Annotated in this window: 15 protein-coding genes; 7 read left to right on the top strand and 8 right to left on the bottom strand. The window is 68.1% G+C overall.

All coding sequences use genetic code 11. The annotated features are described in order from the left end of the window. Positions 1–5 precede the first annotated feature (5 nt). A complete protein-coding gene (locus J2753_RS08865; protein ID WP_209491572.1) occupies positions 6–1,946 on the bottom strand; it encodes a DHH family phosphoesterase in 1,941 nt (646 codons plus the stop codon). A 130-nt stretch (positions 1,947–2,076) separates the two neighbouring features. Here J2753_RS08865 and J2753_RS08860 point away from each other — a divergent pair, with 130 nt between their 5' ends. From J2753_RS08860 to J2753_RS08845, 4 genes are all read left to right on the top strand, one after another. After that, entirely contained in the window at positions 2,077–2,577 is a 501-nt protein-coding gene (locus tag J2753_RS08860) for a Mov34/MPN/PAD-1 family protein (RefSeq protein WP_209491571.1), read from the top strand. Next, positions 2,574–3,062 carry an adenylyltransferase/cytidyltransferase family protein gene (locus tag J2753_RS08855; protein WP_209491570.1) on the top strand — a complete coding sequence of 163 codons (489 nt, stop codon included), beginning with the start codon at positions 2,574–2,576 and terminating at the stop codon, positions 3,060–3,062. Before J2753_RS08860 ends, J2753_RS08855 begins: the two co-directional genes overlap by 4 nt. A gap of 188 nt (positions 3,063–3,250) precedes the next feature. Continuing rightward, positions 3,251–4,651, top strand: a complete 1,401-nt coding sequence (locus J2753_RS08850) for a heme o synthase (protein WP_321168800.1) — start codon at positions 3,251–3,253, stop codon at positions 4,649–4,651. Between the two features lie 2 nt (positions 4,652–4,653). Beyond that, the gene (locus J2753_RS08845) at positions 4,654–5,337 is read left to right on the top strand and encodes a DUF7546 family protein (RefSeq protein ID WP_245334549.1); all 684 of its coding nucleotides are present in this window, start codon (positions 4,654–4,656) and stop codon (positions 5,335–5,337) included. 5 nt (positions 5,338–5,342) lie between these two features. On the opposite strand, the gene J2753_RS08840 is transcribed toward J2753_RS08845, so the two are convergent. Further along, a complete protein-coding gene (locus J2753_RS08840) occupies positions 5,343–6,518 on the bottom strand; it encodes a trans-sulfuration enzyme family protein (RefSeq protein WP_209491569.1) in 1,176 nt (391 codons plus the stop codon). 90 nt (positions 6,519–6,608) lie between these two features. Here J2753_RS08840 and J2753_RS08835 point away from each other — a divergent pair, with 90 nt between their 5' ends. Beyond that, on the top strand, positions 6,609–6,929 hold the full coding sequence (locus J2753_RS08835; protein ID WP_209491568.1) for an antibiotic biosynthesis monooxygenase family protein: 321 nt from the start codon (positions 6,609–6,611) through the stop codon (positions 6,927–6,929). 21 nt (positions 6,930–6,950) lie between these two features. Here J2753_RS08835 and pyrI read toward each other — a convergent pair whose 3' ends face one another. The 3 genes from pyrI to J2753_RS08820 form a co-directional block, all read right to left on the bottom strand. Then, entirely contained in the window at positions 6,951–7,412 is a 462-nt protein-coding gene (gene pyrI / locus J2753_RS08830) for an aspartate carbamoyltransferase regulatory subunit (RefSeq protein ID WP_209491567.1), read from the bottom strand. Beyond that, on the bottom strand, positions 7,405–8,334 hold the full coding sequence (pyrB, locus tag J2753_RS08825) for an aspartate carbamoyltransferase (RefSeq protein ID WP_209491686.1): 930 nt from the start codon (positions 8,332–8,334) through the stop codon (positions 7,405–7,407). Before pyrB ends, pyrI begins: the two co-directional genes overlap by 8 nt. Positions 8,335–8,455: 121 nt before the next feature. Then, positions 8,456–10,228, bottom strand: coding sequence for a MutS-related protein (locus tag J2753_RS08820; RefSeq protein ID WP_209491566.1), 1,773 nt, complete (start codon positions 10,226–10,228; stop codon positions 8,456–8,458). Between the two features lie 81 nt (positions 10,229–10,309). On the opposite strand from J2753_RS08820, the gene J2753_RS08815 reads away from it, so the two are divergent. Then, a complete protein-coding gene (locus J2753_RS08815; RefSeq protein ID WP_209491565.1) occupies positions 10,310–10,690 on the top strand; it encodes a hypothetical protein in 381 nt (126 codons plus the stop codon). Here J2753_RS08815 and J2753_RS08810 read toward each other — a convergent pair. Continuing rightward, on the bottom strand, positions 10,687–11,139 hold the full coding sequence (locus J2753_RS08810; RefSeq protein WP_209491564.1) for a DUF6691 family protein: 453 nt from the start codon (positions 11,137–11,139) through the stop codon (positions 10,687–10,689). The genes J2753_RS08815 and J2753_RS08810 overlap by 4 nt on opposite strands. Beyond that, positions 11,136–11,615, bottom strand: coding sequence for a YeeE/YedE family protein (locus tag J2753_RS08805; protein WP_209491563.1), 480 nt, complete (start codon positions 11,613–11,615; stop codon positions 11,136–11,138). Before J2753_RS08805 ends, J2753_RS08810 begins: the two co-directional genes overlap by 4 nt. 113 nt (positions 11,616–11,728) lie before the next feature. Between J2753_RS08805 and J2753_RS08800 the strand changes: the two genes are divergently transcribed. Next, a complete protein-coding gene (locus J2753_RS08800) occupies positions 11,729–13,024 on the top strand; it encodes an MFS transporter (protein WP_209491562.1) in 1,296 nt (431 codons plus the stop codon). Positions 13,025–13,107: 83 nt separating this feature from the next. On the opposite strand, the gene J2753_RS08795 is transcribed toward J2753_RS08800, so the two are convergent. Next, entirely contained in the window at positions 13,108–14,490 is a 1,383-nt protein-coding gene (locus tag J2753_RS08795; RefSeq protein WP_209491561.1) for an ATP-binding protein, read from the bottom strand. Positions 14,491–14,568: the final 78 nt, after the last annotated feature.

Below are 14,568 nucleotides of genomic sequence, written 5' to 3'. Positions count from 1 at the left end.
CTCGATCAGTCGTCCAGCGCCGCCGCCGTCGAGGAGAGTTCCTCGTCGATCTCGGCGTCGGCCATCTTCTCGACCAGCGCGTCGATCACCTGCTCGCGCCGGCCCTTCACGAACTTGATCGAGCCGACGACGAGGTGGCCGCCGCCGGAGACGCCGGCGCCGGGCAGCTCCTCGTTGAGTTCCTCGACCATCCGCGGGATGTCCAGCCGCACGCCGTCGCTCCGGAGGACGGCGAAGTCCGGCCCGTAGCCGATGGTGATGACGGGGTCGCCCGTCTCTTGGACCTTCACGTCGTGGAGTTCGCCGGTAGTCTTCCCCGGCGCGGGGTAGGTGAAGCGCTTGGCCCACTGATCCAGGTCGATCCGGTAGAGGTGGGCGTCGCTCTCGAGGGTCTCGTGTTCGACGTTCTCCTCGACGGCCTCGAGCTGTTGCTCCACGTCGCGCTCGGCGCGGGTAGAGAGGAACTCGACCAGTTCCTCGTGGCGCTGCTGGTCGTCACAGCCGACGTTGAGCACGTCGTTGACGACCGAGTGGCCGCTGGAGTAGCGCAGCCAGTGGGCGGCGTAGTCCAGCGCCTCGCCCACGTCGTCGAGATCGTCGCGGTCGTAGCCCTCCTCCTCGGCCAGCGCGACGTAATCGCTCATCGCGTCGGCCCGTGAACGGTCCGAGACGCCCGCAACCGCCGGGACGTGCCGGAGGTCGTCGGTGATTTCGGGGTCGATCATCCGCGCGAGTTCGACACACATCATCCCCGTGGTGATGCTGTAGTCCTCGTCGTAGAGGTAGGGGTTGACGTGGGCGTCGAGCAGGGGATTGACGGCCTCCGGGTCGGGGTGGTGGTGGTCGACCACCGCGATGGGCATGTCGTAGTGTGCGAGGTTACGGTACGCGGGCGTGTCCTCCTCGGTGCTCCCGTTGTCCAGCATCAGCAGGAAGGGGAGCTGTTGGCCGTGACGGGCCCGGCCCTCCAGCGCGAAGTTGAGGTCGCGGGTCACGTCCTCCATCTCGTAGAACGGCGCCTTCGCAGGCAGCCGCTTGAGGAGGTGGCGGCCGGCGTCGGGGTCGGCGTGGACCTCCTCGATGAAGTTCTCCAGGGCGCGCTGGACCGGGACGGCGGCACACATGCCGTCGCCGTCGGCGTGATGGCGCACGCGGATCGGGCGCCCCTCCAGTACCGTCCGGCGGAGCAAGCGCGCGAGATCCTCGAGGTCGGGTCGGAGCTTCTCGAAGGCGTCCCACTCGACCATCGGCTCGACCGACTCGGGGCCGGCGCGCTCGGTGCGGGCCTCGTCGAGGCGCTCGCGGGCGGCCTCGGCTTTCTCGGCTTCAAGGACGGTCACGTCGTCGACCTCCAGTTGGCGGACGCCCTCGTGGAGGCCGACCTCGCCGCTCATACGGACGATGTCGCCGATCTCGGCCTCGGGGTAGGCGCGCACGCCGGCTTCCTCGAACGCCGCGGCGGCAACGACGCCGGTCTCGTCGCCGACGTGGAAGATGGTCGGGCCGCCGGTCTGTTTGATCTGAGTGAGTTCGCCCTCGACGGTGGCGTCCTCGCCGCGGCGGAGGTCGTCGACGGGAGTGATCTCCGGTTCGTGTTCGACGCTGACAACCTGGTTCTCGGCCGGGTCGACCTCCTCGAACGCGATGTCGCCGTTCTCCCGGATCTCGGTCAGGCGGACGACCAGTTCGTCGCCCTCCGAGTAGTCGCCCTGCAGGCTGGACTCGTGGACCAGCCCGGAGACGGTGTCCGAGACGTCAACGAACACGCCGTAGTCGACGACGCCGTTGACCGTGACGAGGTAGCGGGTCCCCTCGGCCACGTCGTCGATGGTGCAGTCGTCGTCGAGGTCGTAGACGAGTGTCGCGTCGTCGGGAACATCCCGACGGTCCGAGGGCGAACCGCCCTCGGTGGTGCCGGCGTCCTCGCCGGCGGAGTTATCGCTCATACCGAAAAGTCGGCCGTCGCGAGTGTTAAGTCTTCCAGTTCTGCCCTCGTCCGAGCGCTCGCTTGCGCCCGCGACCCCGGCAGGCCCGTCCCGGAATCCTTAGTTGCCGGGACCACCGAGTACCGGAGAGATGGGACTGTTCCGGTCGGGCGATGTGATCGGCATCGCCGACGACGCGCTCACGTTCGCGCTCGAAGCCTCCCGCGAGACTCACCCCGACGAGTACATGGGGCTGCTGCGGGGCGAACCCGCCTCCGAGTTCGGCCTCGACCACGACGGCCTGCTCGTGACTGACGTGCTGATCGTCCCCGGAACCGAGTCCAACCCCGTCAGCGCGACGGTCAAGACCAACATGATCCCCAACGATTTCTCCTCGGTCGGGTCGGTTCACTCCCACCCAAACGGCGTGCTCCAGCCCTCACAGGCCGACCTCGCGACGTTCGGCAAAGGGCAGGTCCACATCATCATCGGCCACCCCTACGGTCGCGAGGACTGGGTTGCCCTCGACCGCGAGGGCAAGCGCCGCAGCCTCCCGGTGTACGACGTGGAGATGGACGACGGCGAGGAGTTCTTCCACTTCACGCAGGAGGACATCGACGCCGAACTCGGCCTCGACGGGGACGAGTCATGAACCGCGGCGATGGCGATGAGACCCTCGACGACCCCGACGAGTCCTCCGACAGCGAACCCACCCGCGCGGTCGCACAGGGAACCTTCGACATCCTCCACCCGGGCCACGTCCACTATCTCCGGGAGGCGGCCGAGTTCGGCGACGAACTCCACGTCATCGTCGCCCGGAGTTCGAACGTCTCTCACAAGGAGTCGCCCGTCCTGCCGGCGCGCCAGCGCCGGGACGTCGTCGACGCCATCGACGCCGTCGACGAGGCCCACCTCGGCCACGAGTCGGACATCTTCGTCCCAATCGAGCGCATCAGCCCGGACACCATCGTGCTGGGCTACGACCAACACCACGACGAGGAGGCGGTGCAGGCGGCGCTCGACGAACGGGGCATCGACTGCGAGGTGACCCGCGCCGGCCCGCGGGAGCCCAAGTACGAGGAAGAACTGCTCTCGACCGGTCACATCGTCGACCGGATTCTCGAACGCCGTGGGTAGGGCTGGTCGTCGCCGGAGCCAACGGCGACGGCGCGAAGGCACGTAGCGGAAGGATCAGTGGGTACCGCCTACAGACCCAGTAGCCGGATTCGTTCACCGACTTCCTCGACACCTAAATAGGCTGGCTCGGTTCCCACGAGCGCGCCCGACGCGAAGCCGATAAGTAGCGCGGCGCGCAACCTCTGGTAGTGAGTTCCGACCGCCAGTTCGCCGGCCTGCTCGCGGCGGCGGCGATGGGGGTGTACCTCCTCGTCGCCGTCGGCGCGACGACGGCGATAACCGACGCAGCAGCCGCCTGTAGTGGCTGGCCCGCCTGCGGTGGCGGTCTCGCCCTCCCGACCTCCGCCGACGGCTGGTTCGCGATGGGCCACCGGATCGGCGCACTCGGCGCCGGCCTGCTGCTCATCGCTGCCACCGTGGTCGCGTGGCGCCGTGAGGAGTCCCGTCGCGTGAAGGGCGCGCTGCTGTTCGCGCTTGCCCTCTTCCCGCTCCAGTCCGGCGTCGGCGCCGTCATCGCCACCACCGCCGTCACGCCGACCGCGAACGTCTCCACGATCCACCTCGCGCTCGGCGTCGCCATCTTCGGCGGCGTGCTCGCGGCGCTGGCGTGGGCGCTGGAGGATGCGACCGGCGACCCCGACGACGAGCCGACCGACCCGCTCGACGACGAACTGCCGCCGATCGACGACGCTCCCTCGGCGGCGATGCCCGAACCGGGCTGGCCCCGAACGAAGGCAAAACTGCAGGCGTACGCCCGCCTGACCAAGCCCCGGCTGATGTGGCTGCTCTGTCTGGTCGCCTCGGCGGCGATGGCGCTGGCCGGCGGCGAGAACTTCACCGTTCCCGTCGTCGCCAAGACGCTCGTCGCCGGCGCGCTCTCCATCGGCGCCTCGGGCACGTTCAACCACGTGCTCGAACGCGACGTGGACCGCCGGATGCAGCGCACCAGCGACCGCCCGCTGGCGGTTGATCTGGTGCCCGTCCGCAACGCCGTCGCCTTCGGCCTGACGCTCGCAGCCATCTCGGTCGGCCTGTTCGCCTCGATCAACCTCCTGGCGGGCGTACTGGGCCTGACCGCCATCGCGTTCTACAGTGTGGTTTACACGCTGATCCTCAAGCCCAACACCGTCCAGAACACCGTCATCGGCGGCGCCGCCGGCGCGCTTCCCGCGCTGATCGGATGGGCGGCGGTCACCGGCGAGATCGGCTGGGGCGGCCTCGGCCTCGCGACCATCGTCTTCCTCTGGACGCCCGCACACTTCTACAACCTCGCGCTGGCGTACAAGGACGACTACGCGGCCGGCGGCTTCCCGATGATGCCCGTCGTGCGCGGTGAGACCACCACCCGCCGGCATATCCTCTGGTACCTCGGCGCCACGCTGGCGGCGACGGCCGCGCTCGCGCTGATGGTCCGGCTGGACTGGCTGTTCGTCGCCTTCGGCGTCGCGCTGGCGGCGCTGTTCCTCTGGACGGTCGTCCGCCTCCACTTCGAGCGCACCGAGGCCGCGGCGTTCCGCGCGTTCCACGCCTCGAACGCCTATCTGGGCGGCGTACTGCTCGCGGTCGTGCTCGACACGCTCGCGCTCTGACGATGGCGACGCGCTCCTTCCCGGACGCCGAGGACCTCCCGGCGCCACGGACGATCCTGCTCTGGACCGGCGTGCTCTACGCCGAAGTGATGGCGCTGACCGGCTACTGGCTGTTCGGCCACACGAGCACGGTCGACAGCCCGCGATTCGCTCTCTACGGCCTGCTCTGGATCAACGCCGCGCTCTGGGTGTTCTTCCGAACAGACGTTCCAGCGGCGGGCCGTTCCACCAAGCGCCGCGCGGCGGCAGTCGCGGTGGGCTACTTTGCCCTGCTGGCGTACACCGGTGGCCTCGTCGCCGGCGGCATCCCCGAAAGCTTCGACTACGTCGCCGGCTTCTCGGTGCTCTGGCTCCCGCCGGGGTGGGGGCCGGCACTCATCTTCAAAAGCGAGTTCGTCCGACTCATCCTGATGCCCGCCCGGGTCGTGGGCTACCTCGCGCTCGCGTACCTGATCTACGTCACCGTCATCGACGCCGCCGGATCGGCAGCACCGGGGCTGCTGGGACTGTTCTCCTGTCTCTCCTGTTCGTGGCCCATCGTCGCCTCCATCGGCACGGCGGTGTTCGGCGGCGGGTCGTTCGTCGCGGTGGCGACGACGACGTACGCCTACGACGTCTCGACCGTGGTCTTTCTGGTAACGGTCGCACTGCTCTCGTGGCGGCCGTCGTTCGGGTCGCTGCGGTGAGGCGGTTACGGTAGCGCCGTCCGGAGATCCTCCCGGAGGTCGTCGGCGTCTTCCAGGCCGACCGATACCCGAACCAACGTCTCGGGGATCGCAGCGGTCGCCTCGCCATGACTCGCCTCGTCGGGGATCATCAACGACGGCAGTTCGACGAGGCTCTCTGCCCCACCGAGGCTGGCGCCTGGGGTGAACACGTCGAGGCCCTCCAGGAACGCTTCGAGTTCGAGCGGCGTACCGTCGAACTCGAAGGACAGCATTCCGCTGTACCCCGACATCTGCTGGTTCGCCAGACCGTGTTGTGGATGGCTCGCGAGACCCGGATAGTAGACGCTGGAAACCCGGTCGTGGCTCTCGAGGAACTGTGCAACCGCCATCGCGTTTTCCTCGTGATGTTCCATCCGTGCCGGTAACGTCTTCACGCCTCGAGACACTAGATAGCAGTCGAAGGGCGCCAGGACGTTTCCGAGGCCGGTCTGCTGGGCGAACCCCAACCGCTCGGCGATTCGGTCGTCGTTCGTGATGACCGCCCCACCAGTCGAGTCGGAGTGGCCGTTGAGATACTTGGTCGTGCTGTGGACCACGATGTCGGCGCCCAGTTCGAGCGGGGCTTGACAGTAGGGACTCGCGAAGGTGCTGTCCACCGCGAACGGGACGCCGTCGTCGTCGGCGATGTCGGCTATCGCCTCGATGTCGCATAGCCGCATCAGGGGGTTGGTCGGCGTCTCCACCCAGATCAAGTCGGTGTCCGAATCCACTACTGCGGAGACCCGCCCGGGGTCGCGGGCGTCGACGAAGTCGACGTCGATGCCGAAGTGATCAGCAGCGAGTTCCGTGAGCAGTTTTTCGGTGCCGCCGTAGATGGAGTCCGAAGAGACGAGATGCCCACCCGGCGGAACCAGCGTCAGCATCGTCGTGGAGATGGCGGCCATCCCCGAGGCGAACACGAGTCCATGGTCGCCACCGTCCAGACGGGCTAACTGCTCTTCGAGCGCTGCCCGCGTGGGGTTGCTCTCGCGGGAGTAGTCGTGTTCGTTCGATTCCGCCCCGCTGGCCCACCCGAACGTAGTGGAGAGGTGGATCGGTGGGACGACATCGTTCGTTCCGCCTCTGGAGTCGTTCCCCACGGAGCCAACAGCGACAGTCGCGAACCGGTTTCCGAGGGATCGGTTGGTGTTTCGTGTCATTAGTGATTCACACTCTTTGCCACGTTCGTGGCGGTACAGGTGTACCTGAAGGAGGAGGTTCTTAGTCACCCGGGCACCCAAACCCCTACCGTGTATCTCGTCACGTTTCGCCTCGATCCGGGGGAGTACGACGCGGAGTTCCACGACCTGAACGACGCGATACAGGCGGCCGCCGAGGGGACGGACGGCTATCTCGGCAAGCGGACATGGCACGCCCCGGAGAGCGAGGAGGTTCTCGTGGTCTACTACTGGGAGTCGCTAGACACACTCGAGACGTTCGGCGCGTACTCCGAACACGAGGAGGCGAAACAGCGGTGGACGGAGTGGTACGACGCGTACGAAGTCACCGTCACGGAAATCCTCGACTCGTACGGGAGCGGGTTCGGCGACGACGCCGACCCGCCCGCGTAGGGCGGTTCTCAGTTCGACGCCTCAGGCCACGTCGAGATGGTCCGCGATCCCTTCCCGGATGATCTCCTCACAGTAGCCACAGCGCACGCCGTCCTCGAGCACGTCGAAGCGGGTCTGTACTGGCTCCTCGGCGTTCGTGATACAGGAGCTGTTCGGGCAGGCGAGCACCCCCCGGACCGACTCCGGGCGCTCGGCCTGTTTCTTCTCCCGGACCGCGTACTCCCGGACGATGTTGACCGTCGCCCGCGGCGCGATCAGCGAGAGCACGTCGACCTCGGCCTGTGAGAGTTCGCGCTCCTCGACTTTCACCACGTCCTTCGTTCCGAGGCGTTCGGAGGGGACGTTCATCGCGACGCTGACGCCGGTTCCCTCGCTGCCGTCGATGTCCAGCATCGCGAGCACGTTCAGCGCGCTCCCGCCCGGGAGGTGGTCGAGCACGGTACCGTCGCGGATCTTCGAAACGCGGAGTTCGTGGTCACTCATGGTTCTGGAACAGCAGATCGAGCAGCGCCATCCGGACCGGGACGCCGTTGTGGGCCTGCTCGAAGTAGCTCGCGTGGTCGGTGTCGTCGATGTCGGGATCGATCTCGTCGACCCGGGGCAGCGGGTGCATCACCGTCAGATCCTCCTTGGCGGCCGCCAGCGTCTCGGCGTCGATCTGGAACTCCCCGGCGACTTTCTGGTACTCGTCCTCGTCGGGGAAGCGCTCGCGCTGGATCCGGGTGACGTAGAGCACGTCCAGATCGGGGAGCACGTCGTCGATCTCGGTGTGTTCCCGGAGTTCGGCGCCGGCCTCGTGGAGGTCGAACCGGACCGACCGGGGGAGGCGCAGCGACTCGGGGCTGACGAAATGCATGTGGGCGTCGAACTCCGTCAGCGCGGTCGCCAGCGAATGGACCGTCCGGCCGTACTTCAGGTCGCCCACGATCCCGATGGTGAGGTCGTCCAGCCCCGCAGCCTCCCGGATGGTGTAGAGGTCGAGCAGGGTCTGGCTGGGGTGTTGGCCCGCGCCGTCGCCGGCGTTGATCACCGGCGCGTCGACGAACTCAGCGGCCATCTTCGCGGCGCCCTCGCGGGGATGGCGGAGCACGACGCCGTCGGCGTACCCCTCGACCACGCGCACGGTGTCCGCGAGGCTCTCGCCTTTGCTCACCGACGAGGCGTCGACGCCGCCCATGTCGACGACCTGCCCGCCGAGACGCTTCATCGCCGTCTCGAAGGACATCTTGGTCCGCGTACTCGGTTCGTAGAAACAGAGCGCGAGCACCGTCTCGGGGTAGCGGGCGGGCAACGCCTCGCCGCCACCCGCAGACAGCGCCGCGTCGAACTCGGCCGCGCGGTCCAGCACCCGTTCGACGTCCGCCCGAGATAGCTGCCCCGCGGCGACGAGGTGGTCCTGACGCATCATCAGAGAGCGGGATGGGCACGACCTTGAATCCCGCGGATCGGCAGTGTCCACGACTGTGCACGCCGATGTGGGCGCGGGCGCGGGTGGTTACGAATCTCGTAGCGTCCGGTCGGGCCGGTCAGCCCTCCCACTCCGCGTCCGAGAGCGTGCGCTGGACGGCCTCCTCGCCGACCGCGGCGGCGATGGAGCGGAACGCCGCGCGCTCGTCGCGGTCGCGGGCGTTCGCGACCAGCCGCGAGACGATGAACTCCGGCGTCGAGCGCCCGACCGTACCGAAGCGGGGCTGGTAGTCCACCCGCAGATCCAGGTCGTCGGTCAACCCCTCGGCGAAGATGCCGTCGATGCGGGCGGTGTCTGGCAGCGGCGAGAGGTCCTCCGCGAGATGGGTGACGAACACACCGAGTGCGTCACGGTCGACGGTCAGGTCCACCAGCCCGTTCAGCAGGTCCGCCGCACGACCCGGCTCAGTGATCGCCTCGAACTCGTCGACGAGCATCAGCGCCCGGCCCTCGCCCGTCAGCGGCGGCACGACCGAGCGCAGCGTCGACTCCAGTACGCCGGCGTTGAACGAGGCGTGCCGGCGGTGGAACACGACGGTGTCGAAGCGGCCGACCTCTGCCTCCTCCGCAGGGACGGGCAGCCCCATCGCCGCCAGCAGCGCGACGGCACAGAGCGTCTCCAGCAGCGTCGTCTTCCCGCCGGAGTTCGCCCCAGTGAGCACCGTCACGCGGTCGCCCGACGGCGGAGAAGGTCTGCCGTGCCCGGCGACCGCGTGCTCGCCGACGCCGTAGGTGATCGGCTGGATCTCGCCGTCGAGAAAGAGGTTGCGTGCGCCCCGAACAGCCAGCCCGTCGGCCACGAGTTCCGGTCGCGTGAGGTCATGTTTCGCCGCGAATCGGGCGAGCGAGAGGTCGAAGGCGAGCGCGTCGACGGCGTCAACGGCTGCCGCTATCTCCTCGCCCGCGGCGCCGAGGGTCTCCCGCAGGTCGGCCGCAACAGTGGTCTCCCGGTCGGCGACCTGCTCCTCCAGATCCTCGACCAGCGCGCGCAGCGTCGCGGAGACGAAGTCGCTCTCGTCGCGGGCCTCGTCGGGCGCGACCGCCCGGATCTCGCCGGCCGTGGCGCCGGTTTCCTCGGCGACGTAGGAGATGACGGCGCTCTGGAACGCCTCCAGCGAGCGCACGCCCTGGCTCCGGACCGTCTCCAGTACGTCCAGCGCGGCGTCGTTCAACCGTCTCGCCGCGGTTAGCTGGGTCCGGAGTTCGTCGAGGCGGTCGTCGGCGCCCTCTCCGACCGAGAGCGGTTCGTCGCCGCCGGCCGCGAACTCCCCCTCGACGGCACCGAGCGCGTCGACGGCATCAGCTAGCGCCTCGGCGTCGAGGTCCGCGAGACGGGCGAACGGCCCGCCCCCGTCGCTCCCGACCGCTCGGAGGTCGAGAACGGCCTCGACGGCGGCCCGTCGGCCCGCCCCGGCCTCGTCGTACTGCTCGAACGCCGAAATCACGGCCGCGCGCTCGGCGTCATCGAGGCCGGCCCAGACCTCGGTCGCGGCATCGACGCGGTCGAGTCGCTCCGCCGCGGCCTCCTGTGTTTCCAGCGGCGTGAGCACCCGGATCCGGTCGGCGGCACCGTCAGTTAGCGCGTCCTGGGCCGCCAGCCCCAGCAGGTCGCCGTACACGTCCCGGGCGTCGCCGGTACCCAGCGTGTCGAGCCCCGCCGCGCCGGTCGCCCGGCGGAGGATCCGCGTCGCTCGCCCGCGCGGGAGGCCGGCGTCGACCAGCGTCCCCACGTCGGCGGACTCGATGGCGCGAACGGCACGCTCGACACCCAACTCGGTTTCGAGCAGGTCGGCCGTCTTCGGGCCGACCCCCCAGTACTCCTGCAGTCGCATGGGTGGTGATGCGGCCGGGGGCTCTTGATGGTTTAGTCTCCCGACGGGGACGTTTTTTGCCCCCGAGACGGAAACACCGATATGGGCGACATCGACGCTGAGACGATCCACACCGCACTGGCGGATCGACTCGGCACCGCGCTCCGCGCCGTGGTGCGGTACGACGGCGCCGACATCGACCACTCGATGCGACAGGACGTGGCGGCCCAGTACCCCGAGGACGGCATCCGGGCGCTCGTCGACACCAGTATCGACCAGCAGATCGACGCCTCGACTATCGAGCAGTCGTTCCGACTCGGGACCCAGGAGGCGCTGGTCCGGACGTTCGAGCGCTCGTGGGTCGTCCAAGTCACCGATGGCCCGAAACGGGGCTGTCTGTTCTCCGTCGAGCGAGATCAGGACGTGTCGATGGTCGCCGTCGAGGACGGCATCGACATCGTCCGGGCGACGCTCGATGCCTAGCCGCTGAGCACGTCCCGCGCGACGCCCTGCGCGTACGCGCCGACGAACATACCCGCGATACCCGCGAGGATCGGCCAGTTCCCGATGCCGACGCTGGCGTAGGCCGCGCCCGGACAGATACCCGAGATGCCCCAGCCGACGCCGAAGACGACGCCGCCGATCATGACGTTGCTGTCCAGCGTTTTCCGCCGGAGCTCGTAGGCGCGGTCGGTCAGCGGCGCGCGCTTCCCGCTCCGGGTCGAGAGGTGGAAGACGGGGCCGGCGACCAGCGCCGCGCCGCCCATCACGAACAGCAGGCCGAAGTCGTCGAACTGGAGGAAGTCGAGGACGACCTCCGGCCGGGCCATCCGCGAGACGGCGAGGCCGACGCCGAAGACGAAGCCGCCGAGCAGCACGAGCGGCATGAACAGCGGGTGGCGCTCGTCACCAGCCGAGTTCTCGCCGCTCATGGCCGGACCCCCATCGCGAACAGTAGCTGTGCGGTCCCGGCCGCCACGAGCACGAACGTCGCGACGTTCACGAACGAGGCGTCAGCGAGCGACCCGACGCCACAGATCCCGTGGCCCGAGGTACAGCCCTTCCCGACCCGGGTGCCGACGCCGACGAGAACCCCGCCGACGAACAGCCGCGTTGGCGACACGTCGGTGACGAACCACGGGTCCGCCGAGAGGGCGGTGTAGGCAAATCCCCCCAGCACGATGCCGACGGTGAACACCAGCCGCCAGTCCCGGGACTGGACGAACCGGAACTGCTGGAAGCGCGGGCGGTCCGAGACGTACGAGAGCGTCGACTCGAGGAAGGTGCTCGCGCCCGCCGCGATGCCCGTCCCGCGGTAGATCAGGGCGGTGGCGAGGCCGATCAGGATCCCGCCGAGCAGGTAGTGATCGACGCCGTTGGGGAACAGCGTCGCGAAATCGAGCGGCATTACCGGTTCTCGGCGCCCGGGCGGTTTGAACGTCGCGGACCCGTGCGCCGCCGACGGACGACCGCATTCGCCGGAACCCCCACCGATAAGCCCCCGGCTGGCGACGCTCTGCCGTGCGCCGTCCATCGCTCGACGCCGTCCGGGGCTTCGACCGCGCGGTCTACATCGTCGCCGCCGGGCAGTTGCTGAACGTCTTCGGCTCCGGGTTGGTCTACCCGTTCGCGACCATCCACTTCCACCTCGAGATCGGTATCGCGCTCTCGCTTGTGGGGCTGGGGCTGCTCGTGAAGAGCGTCGGCACCGCCGTCGCCACCACCGTCGGCGGCTATCTCGCGGACCGAATCGGCCGCAAACCGGTGATGGTGGCGGCGATGGCCGGCAACGCGGTCACGCTGGCGGGCTACGCGTTCGTCCCCGCCATCGCCGCCGCGACGCCGCTCGACGCCGCTGGTGCGTTCATCGGCGTCTCCGCGCTCTCGGGCGCCACGAACGGCCTCTACACCCCGGCCGGACAGGCGTACATCGCCGACCTCACCGAGGGTGCGGAGCGCGACCGCGCCTACTCGCTGCTGAAAGTCGGGAACAACGTCGGGTTCGGGATGGGCTTTGTCGTCGGTGGCCTGCTGTACGAGTGGGCCGAAGTGGCAGTCTTCCTCGCCGACGGCTTCACCTCGGCGGTCGTCGCTGTACTGCTCGTCGTGCTCGTTCCCCGGATCCACGCGGGTCAGCCGGGCGTGGCGTTCCGGGACTCCGTCGGTGACTGGACCGGGGCGGTCACGAAGCGGCGCGTGCTCGCGTTGGCGGCGCTGAACGGCGGCTTCTCGGTGCTGTACGCCCAGATGCAGACCACCGTCCCCATCGTCGCCGAGGCACGGCTGGGGCTCTCCTCGGCGGAGATCGGCACGCTGTACGTGCTGAACCCCCTCACGCTCGTGCTGCTCCAGATCCCGCTGGTCGCCGCGGTCACGGACTGGCGCCGCACCCGCGGGCTGACGCTCTCGACGGGGTTCTGGGCCGTCTCGATGCTGGTGGTCTGGCTGATCTACCTGCTCGACCTCGGACCGGCGCCGGTGGGTCGGCATTCCCTGCTCGCGCTCGGCGTCGTTCTCGTCGGTGCCCACCTCGTGACCCGGACCATCGGCGAGGTGCTGCACTCGCCGATTTCGACCTCGCTGATGAGCGCGCTGGGCAGCGACGGCGAACGCGGCGCCCAGCTTTCGGTTCTCGAGGTCGCCAAGCGCGGCGGGATGGGCGTCGGCTCCTTCGCGGGTGGCCTCTTTTTCGACTACGGGCTGGCGGCGTGGCTCTGGCCGACGCTAATCGGGCTCTGTGTGCTGTTGGCAGTGGGGCTGCTGACGTTCGAACGGACGCTCTCGCCGCGGGAGAACGGGGCGCCGGTGGAGGGCTGAGGCGGGGTTAGACGCAGCGGCGGGGGGCGCGGATCAGCCCAAGAAGGGATTCCGTCCAGCGGATATCGCTCAGTCGATACCACTCAGAGAAGCGCGTTCAGTTCGTCCGGTCCGAACAACGACCAGTTCTCGTCGACGTCCTCGGCGAGTCCGTCGACGAACCCGCTTCGGGAGAACAGCGCGAACTCTTCAGTCCGATCAGCGGGTCCCCAGCGGACATCATCTGCCTTCTCGGTTAGTGAACCGACGAGCCCGTAGCCGACCGGGTCAGCAGTCCATTTACATTCACCAAAGAGGATGCGGTCGTCACTCGGTGATAGACCGACGATGTCGATCTCCTGCTCCCCGTACCACCATCGGCCAAGGTCAGCGTACGGGCCCAACTCTCCCTGCCTGATCGCTTCCCAAACGGCTTCCTGACAGATATCTTCGAACGTCGACGAGACGTGGTCCGGCAGTCCGGGCTCTATCGTTCCCTCATACACCATCTCCGGTGCTTCCTCGATGCTCGACCGATTCGGTTCGACGAACCGGAACCAGAACCGGAGGAACTCGTCGGCGACGACATACCGAGACCGCTTTGACTGCTTCGCCGACGCCGTGACTGGCGTTTCCCGCGAGATCAGGCGGAGTCGTCGCAACGTCTGAAGGTACTTCGAGAGTGGCCCCGACCCGACCCCAGTCGCACCGGCGATCCCGTTTGGCGTTGTGTGGCCGGTCGCGATCGCTTCGAGGATACTTAGATAGCGTGCGGGACTCCGTAGTTCGGTCCGGAGCAGGAACTCCGGTTCGTTGTACAGCATCGCCGTCGGCGACAGGATCTCCTGCTGGATGTTCTCGGCCAGCGAGCGGTCGTAGTCGAACTGCGTCAAGTACATCGCCGTCCCACCGGTGACACTGAATGACTGCACGGCGTCCTCGAACTCGTAGGTGATTACCTCACGGGCATCTCGGAACGAGAACGGCTGGAGATCGATCTGGCCAGTCCGCCGGCCGTGCAACGGGCTTTCGTGGCCGAGAACCTCCGACTCCATCGTACTCACGCTGGATCCACAGAGCACGAGCATCGAGTCGGTTCCTGAAAGCTGTTCGTCGATGAACGACTGGAAGTACGAGGGAAGCGAGTCGTTCTCCTCCACCAGGTAGGGGAACTCGTCGATGACGACGAGGAGCTGCTCGTCCTGAAGCTTCTCGGCGAGGTAGCCGAGTGCGTCCTCCCAGTCCGCAATCCTCGGCGGGCGCTCGTCGACGTGGCCGGCGATCTGCTCAACGAACTTCTCTCGCTGTCGCTGTTCGGACTCCTGCGCCGCGAGGAAGTAGATGTGCGGCCGGTCCTCGCAGAACTCCTTCAGCAGCGCCGTCTTCCCGATCCGTCGACGCCCGTAGACGACGAAGTACTCGGCCTCCGCCGACGCGTAGGCGGTCTCGAGCGCCTCGAGTTCCGCCTCCCTGTCGTAGAAGGTCATTATCTAAGTAATGATTACTGCGATAATGACTTGTGTGTTTCGCCTACTCGGTGTCGAACTCGTCGAGTTTCGCGGTGG

It is taken from the genome of Halolamina salifodinae (assembly GCF_017874235.1).
GTDB classification, from domain to species: Archaea; Halobacteriota; Halobacteria; order Halobacteriales; family Haloferacaceae; genus Halolamina; species Halolamina salifodinae.
This window is presented reverse-complemented; position numbering and strand designations above follow the sequence as displayed.